This is a genomic window from Lactiplantibacillus fabifermentans DSM 21115 (genome assembly GCF_000498955.2).
In the GTDB taxonomy this organism is placed as follows: Bacteria; Bacillota; Bacilli; order Lactobacillales; family Lactobacillaceae; genus Lactiplantibacillus; species Lactiplantibacillus fabifermentans.
On record NZ_AYGX02000070.1, the window covers coordinates 65,479 to 86,873 of the forward strand.

Below are 21,395 nucleotides of genomic sequence, written 5' to 3' on the forward strand. Positions count from 1 at the left end.
CCCCTATGCAAAGACTAATGGATCGGCTTTGATTTCTAAGGCATCAATATTAGCTAAATACCAATTGCGCATAAAGTCGAAGTGTAATAAGACATCAAACCATGACACCCGTTGACCTTGGTCGCGGACCGTTAAGACCCACTTGGCGCTGCCGGGTTTACCAGCATCAAAAATATCAACGATTAAACCACTTTGTAATTCGATTTCCGCACCATGGCCTTTCGGTGAATTACGCAACATGTGGTTGTTTTGAGCCGCCGTCACGAATAGCTTATCAACGACTTCCCCGTTTAAGTTAGCTTCACGTAATTCGTATTTAGCGGCATTATCAACGTCTAAGATATTGAAGTCGACATTAAAACCGAAATCATCGCGTAAATAATGGCCAAACGCAATCAAAGTCGCTAAGACGCTATTGATTTGGTCAACGCCGGTCCCTTTTAACAATAACTTGTTAATGAACAAGTTGGTAAATGCGCGACTATTGAAACGCAACAACCGCCGTTCGAGATGAATATAAAACAAGCTTTCACCAGTCGTTTGTTCCGTATAGTAGGCCCCGCCGTTATCGTTCGTTACGACTTGATATAAGAACGTATAGTCATCGGTAATTGCGTCAAACACGTGATACAACGATTCACTATGCGCCCGCGAATTTAAAATGGCCTTTTCATCTTGATGCATGCTCAGTAAGCGACTCATAAAAATCAAATAATAATCGGCGTTTTTATATTGGTGGGGGAACGTCACGTAGGCCGAGTCGAGTTTAAAGTCGGCTAACTTTTGGGCCGCGCTTAATAAGACTTCCCCATCACTCGTGTCAATTAATTCATCCATCAAAGCGGTGAACTTTTGCCCATTGGCTAAGCCACTTTTAAGGCCTTCGTTAAACATTGACAACTTGCCGTGGGTACTCAACGTTGCGGAGTCAATTTTTTTATTATCATTCGTCATCTGAGGCTACCTGCGCCTTTCCAATAAGCGTGGTCAAGTAGTCGACATATAGACTCCGATTACGCTCATTAAAATTCTCAAAGCTCTTAAAGGCGTTTTCAATTGCTTGTTTTTCGTAAGCTAAAATAGTGTCTTCTTTGGATAACGTTAAAATCTTGGCTTCGTTATCTTTCATCGTGGCATGGGCATTATTGGCTTGTTCATCTTCATCGGCGAGTTTGGATAATTCGTCGATGATTTGTTGACGTTCTTCCTTGATACGACCGGAGTCGAATAAGGAGTTGCGTTGGCCGTTTTCTTTTAATTGTTGCCGCAAATCGTCTTTTTGGGCATCACGGTCGTCTTGCGCATCAATTAATTTTTGTAATTGATCACTAGCAGCGGAGATTTTTTGAATCGCGTCCGTGTTAAAACGTTTATGCGCATGCGCGAGTTCAAAAGTTTTTTGTAATTTGTTAAATTCTTCCGCGCTAAATTCAAACTTGACGTCTAACACGTTAAGTTTCCCGAATTTACGGCGGTCCCACCAATTCCCAAAGTAAATTTGGAATTCGCCGGGTTGGGTTTCTTCGTAGTAGAAGAATGGGTATTCATGCGCCAAATAATCAATCAATTTTGTACTAAGGTAATGACTGACAGCGGGATGAACATCCGTAATTAAGCCAACTTGGGCATTCCGCGTTGGGTTGGGATCTTCATTTAATAAGGCTTGATGATAGTGGTCGCCATCGATCAATTCGTAGATCAAACGGTCGTCACCAGCCGTAATTGCTTGGCGCAGCGTGGTTAAATAGTCCAGTTTTTGCTGTAAGCTATCCGTTAGCTCGCGCGTAGGTTGATCCTGGTTTTCAAGATCAGGCTGATTTTGTTTTTCCATGATAATCTCCTTGCAATCATTGATATAATTGGCAAATTAGTGCATTGCACTTCTGTTGTTAATGTTACCGAAAATTAAACGATTAATAAAGGTTTCTGTTACCAATTTTCCAATTTTTAAACAAATAAGCCGATTAGCACGACCATTTGGCGTCCTAACCGGCTTATTTCGTTGTAATCTTTAAGTTTTAGTAGAGTTCCATATACTGTTCGCGTTCCCATTCGCTAACTTGTTGACGGTATGAAGCCCATTCAAGTCGTTTAGCTTCCAAGAAACTTTGATAAATATGTGGCCCTAACGCCTTCTTCATCGTTGGATCAGTTTGGAATTCCTTCAAGGCGTTGTGTAACGTTGATGGTAAGTCGGCGATACCGGCTTCGCGGCGTTCGTCTTCGTCCATCACGTAAATATTCCGGTCGACACTCTTTGGTGGTTCGATGCCATTCTTAATCCCATCAAGCCCAGCTTCCAATACAGCAGCAAAGGCCAAGTATGGGTTAGCAGATGCATCCACACTCCGTAATTCCAAACGCGTTGATAAGCCCCGCGCACTTGGAATCCGAATCATTGGTGAGCGGTTAGAACCAGACCAAGCCACATAAACTGGGGCTTCGTAGCCAGGGACTAAACGTTTGTATGAGTTAACCGTTGGATTCGTAACAGCAGTGTAACTGCGAGCATGTTTCATTAAGCCGCCTAAGAAATGATAAGCGTCCGTTGATAATTGTAATTCATCTTTTTCACTTTGGTCGTAGAACGCGTTACCTTGATCATGGAACAAGGACATGTTCACGTGCATCCCTGAGCCGTTAACCCCATTGAGTGGTTTTGGCATGAAGGTTGCCCATAAGTTATATTTACGCGCAATCGTCTTAACGACTAATTTGAACGTTTGGATGTGGTCCGCAGCAGTTAATGCATCAGCATACTTAAAGTCAATTTCGTGTTGGCCAGGGGCAACTTCGTGGTGACTCGCTTCAACGTTGAAGCCTAAGCGTTCGAGTTCGAGCGCAATATCACGACGGCAGTTTTCACCTAAGTCCATTGGAGCTAAGTCAAAGTAGCTCCCTTTATCATTTAATTCAGTCGTTGGTTCGCCTTTTTCATTCATCTTGAATAAGAAGAATTCTGGTTCCGTCCCAATATTAAAGGCGGTATAGCCAGCATCACGCATATCACTCAAGACGCGAATCAAGTTGTTACGGGGATCGCCTTCGAATGGTTTACGGTCCGAGGTGTAAACTTCACAAATGATCCGAGCAATCTTACCATGTTCCGTATTCCAAGGCATGATCAACCAAGTTGATAAGTCTGGGTATAAGTACATGTCACTTTCTTCAATCCGCACAAAACCGTCAATTGAAGAACCGTCAAACATCAACTTGTTATCTAATAACTTGTCCAATTGTGAAACTGGTACTTCCACGTTCTTGATGGTCCCAAATAAATCAGTGAACATTAAACGTAAGAAATTAACGTTTTCTTCCTTGACGATGTTGCGAATATCGTCTTTCGTATACTGCTGTTTTGCCATGCGAATCGCTCCTTAAATTGATTGACTAATGGATGCTGTTGCATTAATGAGTCGGATACTGCGGTCCTTGATTGGACGTTAAGCCCCCGAGATTGAGGAACTCGTCATGCAAGATTCGGCGAACATCGTTGTCAGTCAACGGCCGAGCGCGGTCAGCTTCTTTTTGCTGGGCTTCCTGCGCTTGTTGCGCATAAATGGCTTTGATGCCGGCCATATTAATCCCATCAGCTAAATAATCTTTGATTTCCAAGAGGCGATCCACATCATTTAACGAAAACATGCGCCGGTTACCAGCGTTGCGTTCCGGATGAATCAAATCTTGTTCCTCGTAGTAGCGAATCTGTCGGGCAGACAAATTCGTCAGCTTCATAACTGTACCAATCGGCAGTACGGCTAACGAACGACGTAATTCCTTCTCTTTCATAACGACCCTCCTCTTTAATACAGACTTAATATTAGCAATCTCATTAGCGAATGTCAACAATTCATGTAAGAAAATATCACATCATTTATAAAGGTATACCAATTTATATTTTAGTTTAGCCAACTAGCCAACTGGTCGTCGATAGCGCCCCGTTGGTCGGGGTGTTCCAATAGTTCAAACCAATTGACTTGCATCTTGTTGCGGAACCACGTCAGTTGGCGTTTGGCATACCGGCGCGAATCGCGTTTGATGAGTTCCACCGCTGTCGCGAGTTCGGTTTGTTGTTCAAAGTATGGGAAAAGTTCATGGTAGCCAATCCCCTTACCGGCTGAGAGACTTAGGCCACCTTGGTCATACAGCCATTGTGCTTCGTCAACCAGGCCGGCCTTTAACATCAAGTCGACCCGCTGATTAATACGGTCATATAACAACGGACGGTCAGCCGTCAAACAAATCGTGTAGGCATCTAAAGCCGACTGCGCTTGGTCCGCTTGGTCGGAAAACAATTCGCCGCTCGTATGCCAATATTCCAACGCCCGCACGACCCGCACCGTATTTTGTGGCTCGATGGTACGGGCCGCTTGGGGGTCGATGTGACTCAGTTCGTCCCAGACGGCCTGAGCGCCCTTTTCAGCCGCCAAATCAAACCACTGTTGGCGATAAGCCAAATCGGGGTCCGCGTCCGTGGGGCCAAACTGGAAGCCCGCTAAGAGCGACTGCAAATAAAAGCCGGTCCCCCCAGCAATGATTGGCAACTTGCCGTGACTTTGAATCTCGTTAATTAACGCCGTCGCCCGGGTCACGAATTCGGCGACCGTAAACCGTTGCTGCACATCTTTAATATCAATTAAATAATGGGGAATCCCTTGGCGTTCAACCGGCAAGACTTTGGCGGTACCAATGTCTAAATGCCGATAAACTTGCATCGAATCACCAGAAATGATCTCCCCATTTAGTTGTTGCGCGAGTTCAATCGACAACGCCGTTTTGCCAACGGCGGTCGGACCCGCAATCAATAATACTTTTTTGGTGCTCAAAAAATATTACCCTCCTTGCATTTTCAAGCGCAAGCGGTGCGCTAATCCGGGATAATCCGTAATCAGTCCCGCAAACCGGTGCCGAAAGCAAAATTTCATATCGCGTTCCGTATTGACCGTCCATGGTCGCAACTGCACTTTCGGTAACAACAACCAGTGCCGCCGGACCCAGCGAATATCCGGATGGTAGCCGATAATCACGTGTTCAGCATGTAAGCGTTTGGCCGTCTGGAACTTCGCTTGAAATAAGCTGTCAAATTCCGCTTCTGGTTGTAACGCGTGCAGGCGCTCAATGGATTTGCCATAAAAACTCGAATACACTAGTTTAAACGGCACATGGTGATGATTGAAATAATCCGCCACCAACGTCTCAATGCCATCATAATGAATTTTATTGGTCTTAATTTCTAAATTAAAAATACCGGTAAACTTTTGATCAATCAGTAATTGGACGACTTCATCTAAAGTCGGGACACGGGTACCAGCATACACGGGGTCAAACTTGGCGCCCGCATCCAGCTGCTTGAGTTCCGCTAACGTCAAATCCACGATGCGACCCGTCCCATCCGTTGTCCGGTCGACGCGTTCGTCGTGCATAATAATTAGTTGGCCATCTTTTGATAAATGGACATCCGTTTCGATGCCATCCGCCCCATCTTGTAACGCGGCCAAAAACGCCGGTAACGTATTTTCCGGTCGCGTCCCTTTACTGCCACGATGCGCAATAATTTGCGTTAACATGTCAACCACCTCACTTCATAATAATTATAAGCTTTTAATATTGATATCTCGTGCGAAAACAATCATAATGAACTTAATCAAGTTACTAGGAGGGTCAAAACATGAAATCATTTACACGTGGCTTCTTATTCGGAGTCGTTGCAACGGCTGGAGCCGTGATTGGTTCCGTTTTATCATTCAAGAAACAAGTCGTTGATCCAATCGAAGATCAAGAAAACAAGTTCGAAGAAAGCCGTAAAAAGGCTTTACGTAAGAGCCGTTCTGCTCATAACGGTTAATAATTAAAAAATGGTGGTTCGCACAAAATAACTTTTGTTGCGGCCACCATTTTTTTAATACTTCGCTTTTTTGGTCTTACCTTCCCATTTGGCATAACCCGTCTTGAGAATGTAAAGATCTTTAAACCCGTTTTTGTATAACGTCATCACAGCGCGCACACTTAAGGTATGCGTTTGGTCATAAACGTAAACTGGCATATCTGTCCGCAATTCGCCCATACGGGGTTTTAATGAATTGTACGGAATATTGCGAGCCCCTAAAATATGACCCGCATCAAAATCCTTCTTTTCACGCAAATCAATCAATTGCGCCTTCCGCATGCCAGCTTGAAAATCTTCTTCTTCCAACATGGTCGACACTTGTTTGCGCCGAATGTAACAATAAAACTCGTAAATAAAATAAGCCGCGATCAGAATAATCAACACAATGTTAATATAATTCCAAACCGTCATCGCACCTAAAACCACGCTATCCCTCCTAATTTCTACTTCTATATTCTACACAAAACCGCTTACTTTGACTAGTGCTGGTTTCGCTTGTTTCGTGATTTGTAGGAAGTTTTCCGCCTCCAGCCAGTGGCAGCATCGTCGTGGGGCAACCCTGCCAAGCCAAAAAGCGGTCTTGTCAGGCGGTTAGGAGCCTTGCAAACCCCGCAAGTCTCCTAGCACGACCCATGTTCTAAGCGTGCCAAAAACGCGCGCTAAGAACATTTTCACGACGACGTTGCCACTGACTTCCGGCTAATTCCTCATCACAGTTATATATAAACCGTTTATTAGCACGCTTACACATCAAAAATTCAGCTAGATTCCACAACTTAATCCATTAAGAATATTACCAAAGTAACAGCAAATTCCGAATATCCCCACAGTTGCGCAATATACTATATCGCATAACTTATCATGACCAAGTTAATGCTTCAATGACAGGTTAGGTTAGCACGTTATCAGAATATTTCTATCAAGTTCAGGCATAGATTAAGTCATCCTAACAACCTGCGATAATTAGCCAATCACTCAAATCGCCATAACTGCATACTAAATCCAAGCACAATCCAGCCACTAATAATAAACTTTGCACTCAGCAAACGGTAACACCATCTAGCCGCCAGTCAGTTGGAACGGCGCTGTAAAACTAGTCTGGTTTTTTCTTAAAGTAGGTTATTAACGGCTATATTTTTGATTAGGACAACCACCATCGAACATGTTTAACGCTATTTTGAAACCTAGCCGAGACTAGCAATTGGCTGGCCGTAATGGAATCGTCCTGAAAGTGGCGTTAACGGACGTTTTTTGGCCGTTTACACCACGGACGTCTTTTGAGACCTGGTGTTTGGGCTCAAAAGCGAGGTTCAAGACGTTCCTCAGGCTTGGACCGGTCCCAGGACGATGGAATTACGGTCGGCCAATTGCGGCAAGCATCAAGACCAAAAAAGAAGCCGCCAAAATGGCAGCTTCCAAATATAATTATCTTAATTTACGTTAGATGAAGCTTTGCGCTAATGATGCGGCACCAATGACACCGGCATCGTTACCTAACACAGCTAACTTCAACTTAGTCGAGTTCCGAACAGTTGGGAACGTGTTTTGTTTGAAGTAGTGTTCAACTTGCTTCAATAAGAAGTCGCCGGCTGCTGAAACGCCACCACCAATAATGATTGATGAAGGGTTCATCGTGTTACCAACGTTAGCTAAAGCTAAACCAAGGTAGAATGACACGCGGTCAACGACGCTCTTAGCTAAGGCATCGCCTTCTTTGGCCAAGTCGAACGTAATCTTAGAACTGATTTCTTCACCGTTGTCTAAGAGTTCCTTTAACTTAGAAGAACCAGAGAATTCTTCAGCCATGTCGCGAGCCACGTGAACGACACCCGTAGCAGAAGCGTATTGTTCCAAACAACCGCGCTTGCCACAAGTACACATGTAACCATCTGGCTTAACAGTCACGTGACCAATTTCACCAGCGGCACCCGCAGCACCATGTAAGAGGCGGCCATCAGCGATGACCCCGCCACCAACACCAGTACCTAATGTAACGAAGACCACGTCTTTACCGTTTTCACCGGCACCCTTCCAGCGTTCGCCTAAAGCAGCGACGTTGGCGTCGTTATCCAAGATGAACTTGATACCCGTACCAGCTTCGATTTGTTGCTTAACTGGTTGTAAGGTCTTCCAGTTTAAGTTGTAAGCACCAATAACGGTACCTTTGTCCAAATCAACGGTCCCAGGAGTTCCCATCCCGATACCAACGAATTGGGAAGCTTCCATCTTGTATAAGTCCAAATGGTGGTTAATTGAGTCGATGATATTAGGTACGATGTGCGCACCTTCGTCTAAAATCGTCGTTTCAATACTCCACTTTTGTTGAATGTCACCATTTTCAGTTAAAATGGCGAATTTAGTCGTCGTCCCACCAAGGTCGACACCAATTAATTTGCGATCCATGTTGCGAAATCCCTCCATTAATCATGCGTGTGCGTTGCACTTGCATGTTCTGCTTCTAGCCGGTGCTCATGAGCCAATACGAGTTTTACGCGGGCATACATTTTAGCGTCTAAAACCCCCGCCTGATAAAGATGATCGACCTCAATGGCCATCAATTCGATATCCCAAATGCGCTTGCCCACGTAAACGTAAACACCAAACTTTTTAAGTAATTGTTGTACGTCGTAAAGTGTTTTCATGTGCATATCCTCGATTAATTATACAGTTTATTTAACATTTGTAAAACCCATTTTTGCAAACGCCACCCAGACAATAACTAGCGTAATGGCCGCCACAATCCGTTTAGCCGTTGAAATCTTACCGATGCGTGGTACCCCAACGATGTAACCGATTAAAAACCCGCCCAATAAGCCGCCGACATGGCCCCAAATATCAATGCCACTGCCGAACATATCAAAGACCAGATTCATCACCGTTAACAGTAAGAATCGGCTCGTTAATTGCCGAATCACGGGATTTTCCCAGAAAGACTCGCCAACCGTTAAAAACGCGCCAAATAACGCAAAACACGCGGTACTGGCCCCGACCGACTGACTGCTAGATAGTGCAAAACTCATTAAGTTCCCGCTGATACCACCCAACAAATAGATGGCTAGCATCCGCCAATGGCCGTATAAGGCTTCAATCTGAATCCCCATGAAATAAATCACAACCGCATTTAACGCGATATGTGACAAGTTCGTGTGCAAAAACATAGGGGTGATTAGCCGCCACCACTGACCAGCAACAATGGCGGCATTATTTTTAGCCCCATAAAAGTTGACAATGGCGACTAAGGTATCGCCACCCAATAACCACTCTAATAAGAAGATGATGACCGTGATACCCAATAAAATTTGGGTAATCGCCGGTTCCATTTGCCACCATCGTTTAATCTTTGTCATCAACACCATCCTCTGCTACTAATAGTGTGTCTAATAAAATATCATAGTCATCCACCGGCCACTGCGCCGTTTTAAAGGCCATCTCGCGGTAGGCCAACGTCAGTTTAGTCCCGGTGAAGTCGGCTAAGTAGCGGTCGTAATACCCGCCACCAAAACCAATCCGGGCGTGCCGGTCTAGACTATAACCAAGACCCGGCACGAGTATCAAATCAATTTTTGATTTATCCACTGGCGTCCCCGTCGTTGGTTCCAAGATACCAAACTTGGTCCGCGCCAACGGACTCGTGGCCGTATGTGGCAAAAAGGCCATCTGTCGGTGCGGCAAGGTTTGCGGAATCACAACGTTTTTCCCCGCCGCCCAGGCCGCGGCCATAATCGGTTGCGTGTTGACTTCAATCGGACTACTGATAGTCACCGCAATCGTTTGAGCTTGCTGCCAAGCCGACGGTTGCGTTAATTGCGCTAATAAGTTCGCCGTCTGGACTTGCCGACTAGCCGGTGTCATTTGTTGCAACCGTGCCAGCTGTTGTTGTCGAAATGCTTTCTTCTCCACGGGACGCCCTCCCTTTTTGATGCCAAAATAACTTGCTAAGTGAGTTTGGGGCAAAACCCCAAACTCTTTTTGTGTCTCCGAATATTTATGGCCGAAACGTGGGACAAAAGGCTGCTCCCTCCGCTTAGCTACGAAAGACAAACGATTGAAAGCCCACAATCATTCATCTTTCTAGGCTATGCTCGGTAGCAACCCGCCTTTCGTCCCACTCTCATTTACTGAGTAATAAAAAAATCTCATTCATTAACAGGCATGATAAAAAAATCATGCTGTTGCCAACAAATGAGATACCCATTGTCCATAGATGACAATGTGACAAATAACAACAGGTAACCCCGTTGTTATTTGGTTTCACGATGTAAAGTTACTTTGTGTTCCCGTGGACAGTACTTCTTAAATTCAACGCGATCAGGATTGTTCCGACGGTTTTTTGAAGATAAGTAGTTACGTTCATGGCATTCTGTACATTCAAGTGTAATGTGTACCCGCATGGTGTTGACCCTCCAAACTCATTCGCATAATACAGGGCCAAAGCCCTTAACTTGAACTACTATACCATTAACTGTAAAAAAATACCAGTATCAATTAAGATACTGGCATTTTGATAACAAATCTTATTATTTCGAGTAGTACTTCCAAAAGGCGTTGTAAATTTCCTTACCGGCAGTGTAGTTGGCAGTTGAACTTGCCGTCGTACTCATCCCAGGAAAGGCAATCGCGATGACGACCTTCGGATTCTTGTAAGGTCCATACATTGCTAAACTCATCGTTTCGGTTTCCGTCGTCCCATGGTAAGTTTGGGCAGTCCCAGACTTAGCCGCCACGGATGGCGTTAAGCTGGCTAATTCAGAACCAGTCTTATAACTACTCGTCCCATGGACCACATCCCAATAACCAGTGTGCACGACATCCCAGTATGATGATGGTACCGAAACTGTATTTAACACACGTGAAGTAACATTCGTCTTGACTTTACCTTGCGAACCGTCCGCGTTGGTCCCCGTAATAGCGGACACCACGTGCGGCGCGATCCGACGACCACCATTGGCCATCGTCGACATGTATTGAGCAACTTGCAACGTCGTATACGAGTCGTAGTTACCGAAGGACAAGTCTAACGCTTTACCAATATCAGTCTGGGTAGAAGAACCTTGATACCCGGACGCTTCACCTGGCAAGTCAATCCCGGTCTTAACCCCGAGCCCGAATTCGTTGAAGTAACCCCGTAACTTCGAGAAGACAGACGTCGACATCGTCAACGCTTTCCCCGAAGCATAGTTGAAGTTACCTTCCTTCATCGCTAATTGCATCATGTACGAGTTAGAAGAAACTTCCATCGCAGTTGAGGCATTCAGTGACAAATTGGCGGAACCAGTCTTATTGAACCATGACGTCTTAGAAGCCGTCCCGGCTAACTTGATTGGTTGGTCGGTCAAAGTACTGTTCGTTGGCGTGATGACCCCATCTTGCAAGGCCCCCATAACCGTGGCACCCTTAACAACCGACCCCATAACGAAGGTTTGGTTGATGGTCCCTAAGGCGTTTTCGGTGATTTTCCCGGTACTAATGTTCCGCGAAACACCGGCTAAGGCGTAAACCGCCCCCGTATTAGGATTCATGACCACGGCGTAGGCTCCGGGCATGTAAGGGTTCGAACTGGCATTAGAATTAACAACGGACTTCATAATACTTTGAACTTTCGCTTGGAACTTGGAGTTGATCGTCAAATCGACGTTATCACCCTTTTGGCCACCATACTTCTTAACTTCTTTTTTGATGACGCCATCTTGAGTTTTAACTTCGGTTTGTGACTTTGTTCCCTTTAAGACGTTTTCGTATTGCTTTTCAATTTGACTAGACCCGACGGAATCATTCCGTGAATAGCCTTCTGCCAAATACGTCTTAATGTAATCACTAGGTAACCCAGCCTTTTCAGTCGTAACGGTCCCGAGCACACTACTCATACTCGTCCCGTTAGGATAACTCCGCGTCCACGCAGTCCCGACTTTAACACCTGGCATTTCGGATTGGTGTTCACCAATTTCCGCTAATTCGGTACTCGTGACCCCCGTCGACTTCAAGTTGACGGTTGATAACGAATAAGCTGAACTCATCTTATAGTAGATGGCTGCAGCCACTTTTTGCTGATCGGTAAAGTCACTAATTAAGTGCTTTTCCGTATAAGCAACTTCACGCGCATACAATACATCAGAATCGGTAGACGTCTTGACCTTTTTAGCAACAGCCTTCAAATTACTAGCACTTGCCAAGTAATAATCAGCCATATTACGATCAGTCAACGTCGAAGTTGAAATGGTCATGTAATCACTCAACTTCGTTGCAACGGAGTACATCTTTGAAGAAGCTACACTCAAACCTTTTGTATATTGAATCGCTTGATGGGATTTATTCCCGACGAGGACCCGGCCCTTAGAATCATAGATGGACCCCCGTTGCACGTTCGCTGTCGCCGTCGTGTTGTTAGCCGAGTTAACCGTGGAAGCAAATTTGCCACCATAGTCAACTTGTAAATAAGCTAACTGCGCGATCAGTGCCGCAAACAGCAAAAAAACGATGAAAAACAAAAAATTTAATCGAAATGGAATGTGTGACTTATTGGTGTCACTTTTCACATCTATTTTCTTAAACAGTTTCAAATCTCAGGCTCCCGTTCTTAATTTGGCAAACCTTTTACAAGTTTTGCCAGACGTTACTAACAATCCTAGATAATTGCGCTACTTATGCTATTTTAGCCTACGTGCATTTACCAATCAATAGTCTACTATAATTCAAGCGTTTTCGCATTCTTGACGAAACGAATTTATAAGCATCTTTAAGAATATTTGTATTTAGCAGGCCTTTTGTGGGGTGTTTATGCGACTTTTTTACGCGTTAGGTCACGCTTTAGCCGCAATTTTAAATTTTTATTGAAGTTTAAAATGCCCAATTCGTTAGCTTGCGATTAATTGCGGTAATCATCGTTGTCGGTCAAATAACTACCATTAAGATCAACTCAATTGGCAAATAACCTTTTGATCAAATTGTCATCGGCATTACTCCATCCCGATTAGTTCAGCGACAATCATACTTGGCCAACCGATTCCAGTGGAAAGCCGGCCTTAAATTTTTCATAAAAAAGGTTTAATACAAGTGTTGCACTACTTATGCTATCCTAGACGATAGACATAAAATTTCAGCGATTAGTTTTAAGCGGCTAACCGTTAGTAATTCAATAGAGATTGAGGTGGCATTTTTGAAAATCCGTCGTATTTTTGACAAACAAACTTGGCCGCTATGGATAAGTTTTTGGCTACCATTATTAATAATGACTGGCTACTTTATTTATCGTCACATGGCGCCGTTTGGTTCCAGCAGTTTGCTGACGGTCGATCTAGGCCAACAATATGTTGATTTATTCGCCTATTTCCGGCATACCTTGCTGCATGATCCAAGTGCATTCTTCTATTCCTTTTCTAAAACCATTGGTGGTGAAATGGTCGGGGTCTGGGCTTACTACTTAATGAGTCCATTCAACTTAATTTACTTGCTGTTTCCAGGCACGTCGATTACAACCGGTATTTTCATCGTCACCGTTTTAAAATATGGTTGTGCGGGCTGGGCTTTCGGGTGGTTACTCACCAAAACAAAGACTCAATCAGGCTGGCTCGTGCCAGTCTTCAGTACCGCTTATGCCATGATGGGGTGGATGATTGCCAACCAATTAAACATGATTTGGTTAGACACCACTGCCATTTTACCGTTAGTGATTTTAGGACTTGAACGCCTCTTCACGACCGGTAAAGTGCGTTGGTTCGCCGGCTGGTTAGCTGTCATGCTGATTGATAACTACTACATGGGTTATATGGTGGTCATATTCGCCTGCTTATATTGGGTCTATGGTGCTACCAAGTATTGGGAAAATTTCAAGACTTTCTGGATTCACGTTGGCAAATTTGCTTGGGGCGGCTTCTTAGCCTTTTGCCTCTCTGCTTGGTTGCTACTCCCAACCATCTGGGCGTTATCGCAAAGTAAAGCCCAGTATAATGTCACAAAAATTCACTGGAAGCTTGAATACGCGCCGTGGAAAATGTTGGCGAAATTCGTTACTGGCACCTTTAACTTTAACCAGATGCCTTCTGGGCAACCGAACTTCTACATTGCTTGGATTGCCATTTTAGGGTTCATCTTATTCTTCTTGCGTCGCCGGCCAAAATGGCCAGTTAAGGTGAGTGCTTTAATTGTCACCGGCGTCTTGTTACTGTCATTTTGTTACGAACCTTTGGACTTACTTTGGCACGCGGGCCAATTTCCAGTCTGGTACCCGTACCGTTTCTCGTTTGTCTTCTGCTTCTGGATTGTCTGGATTGGCGCGCAAGCTTTAACTGAGAAACTGACCATCAAGTGGTGGCAAGGCGTCGTCATGCTCGTCATTTTAACGGGTATCTTCGGCACCGTTTATCTTAACTTGAAACACGTCAGTTACGTGACGACCGCCAACTTGGCCATTACAATTGGTTTAGCCGGTGTGTCACTCGTCTTATTGTTAGTACCAAAACGTAACGCATTGATTTATCAAATCATCGCCCTCTTACTCGTCGCTGTCGATATGACCACGTATGCTGTATCTTCTTTAAATAATATCTCCTACGTGTCGCAAAGCGAATTTGGTAACTACACCAGTATTTTAGACAAAACTGTTAAGAAGATTCAAAGTAGCAACAGTGGCTTTTATCGTATCGGTAAGACCTTCACGCGAACTAAAGATGATCCGATGCAAGCCTCCTACAATGGTGCGGACCACTTCAGTTCGACCTTTGAAAGTATTATTCCAAACTTCTTTGGGTCAATTGGCCAACCGGATGGTGACGGGGTCGTCACTTATACGAATGGGACGCTAATTACGGATTCCCTCTTAGATATGCAATATTTCATGGATAAGAAAGTCCCAACCGCCCAACAAAACAATGCCAACTATAATAGTTATATTCCTGTTACGAGTACTCGGACAGACTTGGTGAACTATAAGAAGTCTTCGAAGCTCAGCAATAGCAAAGTTACCACGTACAAGAATCCGTACGCGCTTGGTTTAGGTTTTGCGGCTTCGGATAAGATTACCAAACTCAAAGTTTCTAAAACCACCGGTGATCCGATTGCGCGTCAAGAATTGATTTACCAAACGTTAGCTAATCGGTCAACTTCGGGTTTGATTTCCGCGCAAAACTTTGATGAAGTTATTTTCCAAAATGTTAAAAAAGTCACTACTTTGACGGGATCGGTCGTTAACAAGCAAAACTTAGCGAAAACGGGGTCGATTTACTTTAAGTTCACGCCTAAGACGAATGATTCATATTACATTACCTTAGGCGCCAACTTATCGTCCGCCAACGCGAGTTACTACATCAATGGTAAAGAGCTGAAGCAATACCCAACTTATCGCCATACGATTGCGGTTAACGTTGCCAGTCACGCTAAAGGTAAGACGATTACTTTTGGGATTCAAATGAAGAAAACGTCCTTGTGGTTGCAAAACTTCACCCTCTATAAATTGAATAACACGCAATTTAAGAAGTCGGCGACGAAGTTACAACAATCACCTTGGAACATTACGAAACATTCCAGCCGGAAGATTACGGGGACCATCAACATTAAGCAAAAGCACCAAGTCTTAATGACGACGATTCCGTACTCAAAGGGCTGGCATGCCACCGTTGATGGTAAGGCTGTATCCACTAAGAAAGTCATCAATACTTTCGTGGCCGTCCCACTCAGCAAAGGCAAGCATACGGTTACGTTAACGTATCGCCCACCATTCATGGTCACCGGTTCCATTATTACTGGTGTCGCCGCGCTTGGAACAGTTGGCTGGTTTGTCGTTAAACGCCGACGCCGTCAAGATGCTTAATTAGCCGCACGAATGGTTCTATCATTGCAATAAGCAAAACGGTCATCACCAATTTTTTCTTGGTGATGACCGTTTTTTGTGTTATTTGAGTACTGCGCGCTATTAAACTTGCAAACTTACGAGTGCCAATCAGATTTTGGTCCACTAGCTAATGAGTGTCGGTCAGCTAATAATCAACCCAAACACCCTACAACACTTACTTGAGTGCTTTCTTTAAGTTAGTTACTACCACAAAATTACTTTTCAATTCAAATGATGACTACCCCTGCCATTTTTAGTCAAGAACTCATTCAGTTGGACGTCAGCAATAATGGAAGTCCCCGTTTGGCCGAGCTTACGCCACCGACATCTTTGAAGGTTCTGGTTATTAATGGCTAATTTTTGATGCGAACAACCACCATCAAAAATGTTCAACCACATTTTAATATACTTACGTTATTTTGAAACCGAGCTAAGATTAGCAGTGCTAACCGTAATGGAATCGTCCTGAAAGTGGTGTTAACGGGCGTTTTTTGGCCGTTTACACCACGGACGCCTTTTGAGACTTGCTTTTCAGGCTCAAAAGCGAGGTCCAAGACCGCTTCTCAGGCTTGGACCGGTCCCAGCACGATGGAATTACGGTCAGCCAACTGCGGCAATTGGAATTATCGCTGACGTCCAACGGCAACGCCATGTTTATTCTTGATTAGGTAAATACTCATATTTAGGCCCGTCATTTTCTGCATCGAAGTCTACAGTCAAGTCGTAGCCTTTGAAGAACCATTCATCACGGTCGTTGACGTAATAGTTAACGCCATCCTTTTCCGTCGTGGCAATCGGTTTATGGGGTTCGTCATCACGCATTAAGCCGATGGAAAAACCACTGTGAACGGCCGTCTTGCCATAGGTCTTACCAAAAAAGCGCACACCATTGCCAGCTGTCACACCCATGTCGTCATGGAACCACTTACTAGCCGCATCCGTAATTATAATTTTCATCACGTTTCACCTCGTTGTTGTAATCGATTACAACTCATTGTGCCCGTTTCTTTGGCAAAAATCAACATTGCAACTCACTGAACAAACCAGCTAACCACTTAGGTTGCGCTCATGACCACTTAGGCGATTCTGATTTACAAGCACCGGTTAAGTATGGTCTACTGTAAACATTGATGAAAGGAGTTGGGAAATTTGGAGGTCGAGATCCACACGGACGCTCAGCTAGCGGAACCCATTATTAACTTAACCGTACCAGTCGATTATCCGGACCGCGACGCCCTGGTAGCCGCGCTACAAGCGCTCAGTGTGACCCCGACTGGTTTGACGGTCACCCAGCAAGACCAGACCATTCAGCTGCCGTTAACCGCGGTGATATTTATTGAAGCTGCGGGCCACTTAGTGATGGTCCATACAATCGACCAAGCGTATCGGATTAATCAATCACTGACAAGTTTAAGTGAGACGTTACCGGCCAACTTCTCGCGGATTTCCAAATCAGCTATCGTTAACCGCACTGCGATTTACGCATTGAGTAAGACCTTAACTGGCAACTTGTTGACATTCAATCAATCGCATAAACAGTTGTACGTCTCCAGACGTTATGTGCAACCATTAAAATTAGCACTCGAAAGGGATCATCATTTATGAAAACACGTTGGTTTTGGGGCGGCTTCTTTATTTTAAGCGCCGTCATCTTAGTAACAAACGCCCTCGGTATTTTCGAATATCGGATTGGCTTCTTCACCTTGATTATGACGATTGCGTTAGTCGCTGCTTTACTAGGCAGTCTTCGCGAATTAAACATGCCAGGCGTCGTCTTTAGCGTGGCGTTTATGGCCATTATCTACGCGCGACCACTCCACATTACCGCACTAGTGCCGTGGACGATTCTCGGGGCGGCGGTCCTGCTCAGCATGGGACTAGGCTTATTGATTCACCCCCGTCATCGCAATTGGGAACGGCGCTATCGACACCATCATTTTCACGAACATTGGCGCGGCGATGGCTTTGAAGAAACTAACACCGCCACCGTTGATGATGCCAACGTCAACTTAGACTTATCCATGGCCAATAGTATTCGCTATATCCACAGTAATGACTTACAAACCGCTAATATTCACGTTAATATGGCTGGTGCTAAATTGTACTTCGACGATGTCCAATTGCACAATCAACAAGCAACCTTTAACATCGACGTCTCATTAAGCGGCGTGGAACTATATGTCCCCAAGACTTGGCAACTCGACTGCCAACTCAACAACAATCTCGGCCATATCACCGAAACCGGCCACGCCGAAAGTGCTGGTCCAGCGGTTACTTTGATTGGAAGTGTCTCGCTTGGTGAATTAACGATTATTTATATTTAAGCACGTTCCAAGCATTCCGCTACCAAGAACGTTGATGTGTGTAATGGCAAATATTAGATATTTATCGTTTTTCGGATAAATTGATGCTATTGAGAAATTTTGCCACTTAAACATCGATAAACCACCTGATGAGCTTAATTCATTAGGTGGTTTATTTAGATACCAACGTGTAAGTCGCAATAACCGTAACCCTGATATTTGAGTTAAAAACCTACCGAAAACGCCGCCTTATCCCGTTATGAAGGTATCACAGTAATTGTACTTATTAACTCACTGTGTATTGAAAGTGGCGTTAACGGACATTTATTGACCGTTTACACCACGGACGCCTTTTGAGACTTGAGTGCCCAAAAGCGAGGTCCAAAAACGATGGAATTATAGTCAGCCAACTGTGCCAATAACCAGCTGCTACTAGCAATCTTCACCTGAATAAAAAAAGCGAGCCCTAATTTAGGACTCGCACTTAAAACGCAAAAATTATTCAGCGTTTTCAACCTTTAAAATCTTAACTTTCATCGAGCCAGCCGGAATGTTGATGCTGACTTCTTCATTCACCTTGTGACCGATTAAGCCTTTGGCGATTGGTGAATCGTTAGAAATCTTACCGCTCATCGGATCCGCTTCAGCCGCCCCAACAATGGTATAGCTTTCTGGTTCTTCATCAGGTAATTCTTGGAACGTCACAATTTTACCAACGGAAACTTCAGAATCATCAATTTGTTCGCTATCAATGATTTCAGCGTATTGCAACATGTGTTCTTTCGACTTGATGTCGTTTTCCAATAAGCTTTGTTCATTTTTTGCTGATTCGTATTCAGAATTTTCAGATAAGTCCCCGTAACTACGGGCAATCTTAATTCGGTTAATAATTTCCGGACGTTTGTTTAATTTTAAATCTTCGATTTCGCGTTCCAGCTTTTCTTTGCCGGCTTGCGTCATTGGATAAGTTTTTTCTTCAGCCAATGTTTCCACTCCTCTATTGCTAGTAATAGTTAACAGAGAACAGCCTACCATGTCGGATTTTTTTTGTAAACTGTCAAATCCGAAAAATAGGCTGTCCTTTAAGTTAGTTTATAAAATCGATCGTACTTTGGTCGTTAACAAGTCAATCGCGACTTCGTTTTCGCCACCCTCGGGCACAATGATGTCCGCATAACGCTTGGTCGGTTCAACGAATTGGTGGTACATCGGTTTGACGGTCGCTAAATATTGTTCAATGACCCAATCTAAGGTCCGCCCACGTTCTTTGATATCGCGCTGAATGCGGCGAATAATCCGAATATCGTCATCGGTATCAACGAACACTTTAATGTCCATCAAGTCGCGTAAGCGTTGGTCGTCTAAAATCAACACCCCTTCGACAATAATGACGTCGCGTGGTTCTTGATGAATCGTTTTCGTACTCCGCGTCGATTGTTCATAGTCATAAACCGGCTTTTCAATCGCTTCGTAGTTAATCAATTGCTTGATTTGTTGAATCATCAAGTCCGTATCAAATGCCAAGGGATGATCGTAATTGACTTCTCGGCGTTCCGCCATGGTCATCTCACTTTGATCATTGTAATACGAATCTTGTTGCAAAATTAATAATGACTGGCCAGACAACTGATTGTAAATGGCTTTACTAACGGTCGTCTTACCACTGCCTGAGCCACCGGTTACGCCGATGACGATGGGCCGTCGATGTTGTTGTTCACTCATTTAAAAGGTAGCCTCGTTTATTTTTCCGCTGCTTCGTTGTGCTTGGAAACTTTCTGGATATTCGCCGCATGTTGCGCTGCGGTCTTCGCATAGTACACATCACCGGTCTTCAAATCAGCGACGAAGTACATGTAACCTTTGCTACGTTCGGATGGTTTCAAGACGGACTTGATGGAAATCAAGCTCGGACTGTTAAACGGTCCTGGACCATAGCCTAAATGTAACCGTAAGTTATATGGTGACTTGTTTTGTAAGTCTTTGGCCGTCAACGTGGTCTTCGTTGAATTAATGGCATAAAGCACCGAAATATCCGAATCTAAACGCCATTGGTCGGCAATCCGGTTTTCAAAGACCCCCGCAATAATCCGGCGATCTTTCGTGGTGCTACCTTCACGTTCAACTAACGAAGCTAACGTCAACATGTGTTGCACCGTCAAATTCTTTTTCTTGATGGTCGTGTAGTATGGTTGCAACTCTTGGTCGGTCTTTTGAACCATTTGCGTGACTAATTGCTTCAAGGTCGTCTTCTTACCAACTTCATAAGTTGCTGGGAACAAGTAACCTTCTAAGCGATAGCGCACATTTTTGGCCTTCATCGCTGAACCTAACAGTTCTGGATACTTCTTGGCTAAGGAGTTAATGAATGTTTTATCTTTCATCAACGTCAAAAATTCTTTCGACGTAAAGTCCGTTTGTTTTTGAATCGTCGTGGCAATTGTCTTAATCTGACTACCTTCAACGACTAATACTCGGCCACTCTTACTTTGAACTGGCTCAGATGACCCACCTTTATTCAAGGCTTTGGCAATCTGCGACAAGCTCATCGATGGCTTCAATTGATAATAGCCCGCATGGAAGTTCGACAAGTTATGGGCTTTTGTCCAATATTCAAAGACAAAACCGCTCTTGATAATCTTCTTAGATTGTAAAATCTCCGCAATCTTTTTGACATTCGAGCCATAAGGAATATCTACTTGTACGACCTGGGTGTCGTTCTTGTTATATGGCTGCGTCGCGTTATCAAAGTAACGATAACCGAGTACCCCAATAATGACAAGCAAAGCTACCAAAATCCCAATCACGCCACCAATGACGCGCTTAGAAAACTTCTTACGTTCTTTTTGTACCACGGGACTTGGCTCAGTGGCCGTCCGATGGTCTTTTTGGTCCTTTGGATCTTGGTTATCTTGGTCGTTATTCAATTTTCGCCCCTCCATTTATTGATTAATCCTACCAATTATACAAAAATCAAGCCTAGTTTGCACTAGTTTGAGCATAGTTTTAGGCTTTTTTAAGTTCAGTCCCACGACCAAACTTACCGTTTTCAGTCGATTAGAACCCGAACTCACAAATACCGCCGACTAATTATGCTTTATTAGTAAGTTTTATGAAAAATAGGAATCAGGCGATTTACAAATGATTGGTAATTACAATTATTGATGATTACCGGATTTTACACCAATTTAATTTAGTATTTAGCCAATTATCGTCAATAATTTTTGTTACCTACAAAAACGTCAGCCTTCCAATCAACACTCATTTTGCCTATCAAACTCATCACGCACAAAACCCCGGTACCAAAGCCCGGGGTTTTATTGCGCGTATATCACTAATTAATCGTTCAAAATAGGTCTACCGAAAGTTTCACGCCATCAAACCG

At 44.1% G+C, this 21,395-nt stretch carries 21 protein-coding genes; 4 read left to right on the top strand and 17 right to left on the bottom strand.

Annotated elements, in window-relative coordinates; translation table 11 throughout:
- Window positions 1-3 precede the first annotated feature (3 nt).
- The 6 genes from DY78_RS06005 to DY78_RS06030 form a co-directional block, all read right to left on the bottom strand.
- The gene (locus DY78_RS06005) at window positions 4-954 is read right to left on the bottom strand and encodes a hypothetical protein (RefSeq protein ID WP_024625565.1); all 951 of its coding nucleotides are present in this window, start codon (window positions 952-954) and stop codon (window positions 4-6) included.
- Window positions 944-1,831 (bottom strand): hypothetical protein, encoded by an 888-nt coding sequence (locus tag DY78_RS06010; protein WP_024625564.1) that lies wholly within the window; start codon window positions 1,829-1,831, stop codon window positions 944-946. The genes DY78_RS06005 and DY78_RS06010 overlap by 11 nt, the downstream gene beginning before the upstream one ends.
- Window positions 1,832-2,018: 187 nt before the next feature.
- Window positions 2,019-3,365, bottom strand: a complete 1,347-nt coding sequence (gene glnA / locus DY78_RS06015) for a type I glutamate--ammonia ligase (RefSeq protein ID WP_024625563.1) — start codon at window positions 3,363-3,365, stop codon at window positions 2,019-2,021.
- Between the two features lie 43 nt (window positions 3,366-3,408).
- A complete protein-coding gene (locus tag DY78_RS06020; protein WP_024625562.1) occupies window positions 3,409-3,789 on the bottom strand; it encodes a MerR family transcriptional regulator in 381 nt (126 codons plus the stop codon).
- A 110-nt stretch (window positions 3,790-3,899) separates the two neighbouring features.
- Complete coding sequence (gene miaA / locus DY78_RS06025; protein WP_024625561.1) at window positions 3,900-4,826, bottom strand: tRNA (adenosine(37)-N6)-dimethylallyltransferase MiaA; 927 nt, start codon at window positions 4,824-4,826, stop codon at window positions 3,900-3,902.
- Between the two features lie 6 nt (window positions 4,827-4,832).
- Complete coding sequence (locus DY78_RS06030) at window positions 4,833-5,567, bottom strand: glycerophosphodiester phosphodiesterase (RefSeq protein ID WP_024625560.1); 735 nt, start codon at window positions 5,565-5,567, stop codon at window positions 4,833-4,835.
- Between the two features lie 101 nt (window positions 5,568-5,668).
- On the opposite strand from DY78_RS06030, the gene DY78_RS15755 reads away from it, so the two are divergent.
- The gene (locus tag DY78_RS15755; RefSeq protein WP_024625559.1) at window positions 5,669-5,845 is read left to right on the top strand and encodes a DUF3042 family protein; all 177 of its coding nucleotides are present in this window, start codon (window positions 5,669-5,671) and stop codon (window positions 5,843-5,845) included.
- A 54-nt stretch (window positions 5,846-5,899) separates the two neighbouring features.
- Here DY78_RS15755 and DY78_RS06035 read toward each other — a convergent pair whose 3' ends face one another.
- The 7 genes from DY78_RS06035 to DY78_RS06060 all read right to left on the bottom strand — a co-directional run bounded on the left by DY78_RS06035 (window position 5,900) and on the right by DY78_RS06060 (window position 12,444).
- Complete coding sequence (locus DY78_RS06035; RefSeq protein ID WP_024625558.1) at window positions 5,900-6,313, bottom strand: rhodanese-like domain-containing protein; 414 nt, start codon at window positions 6,311-6,313, stop codon at window positions 5,900-5,902.
- A gap of 1,014 nt (window positions 6,314-7,327) precedes the next feature.
- Window positions 7,328-8,290, bottom strand: coding sequence for an ROK family glucokinase (locus DY78_RS06040; RefSeq protein ID WP_024625557.1), 963 nt, complete (start codon window positions 8,288-8,290; stop codon window positions 7,328-7,330).
- Between the two features lie 17 nt (window positions 8,291-8,307).
- Window positions 8,308-8,529, bottom strand: a complete 222-nt coding sequence (locus DY78_RS06045) for a YqgQ family protein (protein ID WP_024625556.1) — start codon at window positions 8,527-8,529, stop codon at window positions 8,308-8,310.
- A gap of 27 nt (window positions 8,530-8,556) precedes the next feature.
- Window positions 8,557-9,234 carry a rhomboid family intramembrane serine protease gene (locus DY78_RS06050; RefSeq protein WP_029779089.1) on the bottom strand — a complete coding sequence of 226 codons (678 nt, stop codon included), beginning with the start codon at window positions 9,232-9,234 and terminating at the stop codon, window positions 8,557-8,559.
- A complete protein-coding gene (locus tag DY78_RS06055; RefSeq protein ID WP_024625555.1) occupies window positions 9,221-9,787 on the bottom strand; it encodes a 5-formyltetrahydrofolate cyclo-ligase in 567 nt (188 codons plus the stop codon). Before DY78_RS06055 ends, DY78_RS06050 begins: the two co-directional genes overlap by 14 nt.
- Before the next feature lie 341 nt (window positions 9,788-10,128).
- Window positions 10,129-10,278, bottom strand: a complete 150-nt coding sequence (rpmG, locus tag DY78_RS15760; protein ID WP_003638573.1) for a 50S ribosomal protein L33 — start codon at window positions 10,276-10,278, stop codon at window positions 10,129-10,131.
- A 126-nt stretch (window positions 10,279-10,404) separates the two neighbouring features.
- A complete protein-coding gene (locus DY78_RS06060; RefSeq protein WP_024625554.1) occupies window positions 10,405-12,444 on the bottom strand; it encodes a peptidoglycan D,D-transpeptidase FtsI family protein in 2,040 nt (679 codons plus the stop codon).
- A gap of 596 nt (window positions 12,445-13,040) precedes the next feature.
- Between DY78_RS06060 and DY78_RS06065 the strand changes: the two genes are divergently transcribed.
- A complete protein-coding gene (locus tag DY78_RS06065) occupies window positions 13,041-15,689 on the top strand; it encodes a YfhO family protein (protein ID WP_024625553.1) in 2,649 nt (882 codons plus the stop codon).
- A gap of 675 nt (window positions 15,690-16,364) precedes the next feature.
- On the opposite strand, the gene DY78_RS06070 is transcribed toward DY78_RS06065, so the two are convergent.
- Window positions 16,365-16,667, bottom strand: a complete 303-nt coding sequence (locus DY78_RS06070) for a HesB/YadR/YfhF family protein (protein WP_024625552.1) — start codon at window positions 16,665-16,667, stop codon at window positions 16,365-16,367.
- A 192-nt stretch (window positions 16,668-16,859) separates the two neighbouring features.
- Here DY78_RS06070 and DY78_RS06075 point away from each other — a divergent pair, with 192 nt between their 5' ends.
- Entirely contained in the window at window positions 16,860-17,315 is a 456-nt protein-coding gene (locus DY78_RS06075) for a LytTR family DNA-binding domain-containing protein (protein WP_024625551.1), read from the top strand.
- Window positions 17,312-18,034, top strand: a complete 723-nt coding sequence (locus tag DY78_RS06080) for a LiaF transmembrane domain-containing protein (RefSeq protein WP_024625550.1) — start codon at window positions 17,312-17,314, stop codon at window positions 18,032-18,034. Before DY78_RS06075 ends, DY78_RS06080 begins: the two co-directional genes overlap by 4 nt.
- Window positions 18,035-18,511: 477 nt before the next feature.
- Here DY78_RS06080 and greA read toward each other — a convergent pair whose 3' ends face one another.
- From greA to mltG, 3 genes are all read right to left on the bottom strand, one after another.
- The gene (gene greA / locus DY78_RS06085; RefSeq protein WP_024625549.1) at window positions 18,512-18,997 is read right to left on the bottom strand and encodes a transcription elongation factor GreA; all 486 of its coding nucleotides are present in this window, start codon (window positions 18,995-18,997) and stop codon (window positions 18,512-18,514) included.
- A gap of 108 nt (window positions 18,998-19,105) precedes the next feature.
- Window positions 19,106-19,735 carry a uridine kinase gene (gene udk / locus DY78_RS06090; RefSeq protein ID WP_024625548.1) on the bottom strand — a complete coding sequence of 210 codons (630 nt, stop codon included), beginning with the start codon at window positions 19,733-19,735 and terminating at the stop codon, window positions 19,106-19,108.
- A 17-nt stretch (window positions 19,736-19,752) separates the two neighbouring features.
- Entirely contained in the window at window positions 19,753-20,952 is a 1,200-nt protein-coding gene (mltG, locus tag DY78_RS06095; protein WP_029779087.1) for an endolytic transglycosylase MltG, read from the bottom strand.
- Window positions 20,953-21,395 lie beyond the last annotated feature (443 nt).

What these genes read in the sequence shown, in the direction of transcription:
- DY78_RS06005 (WP_024625565.1), bottom strand. Translation starts at nt 954, where the DNA reads ATGACGAATGATAATAAAAAAATTGACTCCGCAACGTTGAGTACCCAC.
- DY78_RS06010 (WP_024625564.1), bottom strand. Translation starts at nt 1,831, where the DNA reads ATGGAAAAACAAAATCAGCCTGATCTTGAAAACCAGGATCAACCTACG.
- glnA (WP_024625563.1), bottom strand. Translation starts at nt 3,365, where the DNA reads ATGGCAAAACAGCAGTATACGAAAGACGATATTCGCAACATCGTCAAG.
- DY78_RS06020 (WP_024625562.1), bottom strand. Translation starts at nt 3,789, where the DNA reads ATGAAAGAGAAGGAATTACGTCGTTCGTTAGCCGTACTGCCGATTGGT.
- DY78_RS06030 (WP_024625560.1), bottom strand. Translation starts at nt 5,567, where the DNA reads ATGTTAACGCAAATTATTGCGCATCGTGGCAGTAAAGGGACGCGACCG.
- DY78_RS15755 (WP_024625559.1), top strand. Translation starts at nt 5,669, where the DNA reads ATGAAATCATTTACACGTGGCTTCTTATTCGGAGTCGTTGCAACGGCT.
- DY78_RS06040 (WP_024625557.1), bottom strand. Translation starts at nt 8,290, where the DNA reads ATGGATCGCAAATTAATTGGTGTCGACCTTGGTGGGACGACGACTAAA.
- DY78_RS06045 (WP_024625556.1), bottom strand. Translation starts at nt 8,529, where the DNA reads ATGAAAACACTTTACGACGTACAACAATTACTTAAAAAGTTTGGTGTT.
- DY78_RS06050 (WP_029779089.1), bottom strand. Translation starts at nt 9,234, where the DNA reads ATGACAAAGATTAAACGATGGTGGCAAATGGAACCGGCGATTACCCAA.
- rpmG (WP_003638573.1), bottom strand. Translation starts at nt 10,278, where the DNA reads ATGCGGGTACACATTACACTTGAATGTACAGAATGCCATGAACGTAAC.
- DY78_RS06070 (WP_024625552.1), bottom strand. Translation starts at nt 16,667, where the DNA reads ATGAAAATTATAATTACGGATGCGGCTAGTAAGTGGTTCCATGACGAC.
- DY78_RS06080 (WP_024625550.1), top strand. Translation starts at nt 17,312, where the DNA reads ATGAAAACACGTTGGTTTTGGGGCGGCTTCTTTATTTTAAGCGCCGTC.
- udk (WP_024625548.1), bottom strand. Translation starts at nt 19,735, where the DNA reads ATGAGTGAACAACAACATCGACGGCCCATCGTCATCGGCGTAACCGGT.
- mltG (WP_029779087.1), bottom strand. Translation starts at nt 20,952, where the DNA reads ATGGAGGGGCGAAAATTGAATAACGACCAAGATAACCAAGATCCAAAG.